The 1,070-nt window shown below is 43.8% G+C and carries 1 protein-coding gene, 4 tRNA genes and 1 pseudogene; all 6 read right to left on the minus strand.

The features are described from left to right. The coding region (locus C5470_RS21905) for a GTP-binding protein (RefSeq protein WP_242688278.1) at nt 1-154 on the minus strand (154 nt) is incomplete at its 3' end. 109 nt (nt 155-263) lie between these two features. Then, nucleotides 264-339 (minus strand) — tRNA-Thr (locus C5470_RS21910). A 6-nt stretch (nt 340-345) separates the two neighbouring features. Further along, nucleotides 346-420: transfer RNA gene (locus C5470_RS21915), tRNA-Gly, on the minus strand. Between the two features lie 104 nt (nt 421-524). Continuing rightward, nucleotides 525-609: transfer RNA gene (locus C5470_RS21920), tRNA-Tyr, on the minus strand. A 16-nt stretch (nt 610-625) separates the two neighbouring features. Further along, nucleotides 626-701 (minus strand) — tRNA-Thr (locus C5470_RS21925). Between the two features lie 273 nt (nt 702-974). Next, a pseudogene (locus tag C5470_RS21930) lies at nt 975-1,070 on the minus strand (IS5/IS1182 family transposase); the annotation flags it as partial.

Consider the following 1,070-nt stretch of genomic DNA (forward strand, 5'->3'; position numbering starts at 1 on the left):
TATCGATCTGGTCGAATGCACGAGCGTTACCACCGTAGGTTTTAGCCAGTACAGTAGTGATGGCAGCAGTCAGGGTAGTTTTACCATGGTCAACGTGGCCGATAGTACCAACGTTAACGTGCGGTTTTTTACGTTCAAACTTTTCTTTAGACATTAGATTGTCCCTCTAAGACACGGAATCGGTGGTTTCACCACATCAACCAAGCAGTTGCTTGTTGAACATTGCTTACAAGAAAAAATCAGGAGACAAGGACATAAGGAAATGGTGCTGATAGGCAGATTCGAACTGCCGACCTCACCCTTACCAAGGGTGTGCTCTACCAACTGAGCTATATCAGCACATCTTGGAGCGGGCAGCGGGAATCGAACCCGCATCATCAGCTTGGAAGGCTGAGGTAATAGCCATTATACGATGCCCGCATTGAACTCGGCTACCTGACTTTAATCAGCTGTAAATTGTAGCTCAATGTGCTGCGCTTGTAGTAACTATTCGAGCAGAACACTCAAGACTAAATCTGATTGTTTGGTGGTGGGGGAAGGATTCGAACCTTCGAAGTCTGTGACGGCAGATTTACAGTCTGCTCCCTTTGGCCGCTCGGGAACCCCACCCTATCCAAATTCTTAATGGTGCCGGCACCAAGAGTCGAACTCGGGACCTACTGATTACAAGTCAGTTGCTCTACCAACTGAGCTATGCCGGCATCAAGTGCTGCGCATTCTAGGCAGTGTGAACACTCTATGCAACAAAAAAATTGCATCAACCTGCTCATTCGGTCATAAAACACTCATTTTTATCTGATCAGCTGCTTTTTTCAATAGATTCAGACCAAATAACAAACAAAAAATTATCCGTAACTATTAAAGAACCGATTATAATCCTCTATAAAACTCGATAAATTACTTCATTTGCCGTCAATTAAATTTCCATCATTAAACAAACAACCTAGGGGCTGTTGACGTTTCGTGTACATAACTTATACAGCCCACATGGGTAACCACATCATTATAAAAGCCATGGCAACCATACTGGCATAATTTCGCTCAAGTTTGTCGTATCTTGTTGCTATTGC

Source organism: Photorhabdus stackebrandtii (assembly GCF_011189495.1).
In the GTDB taxonomy this organism is placed as follows: Bacteria; Pseudomonadota; Gammaproteobacteria; order Enterobacterales; family Enterobacteriaceae; genus Photorhabdus; species Photorhabdus khanii.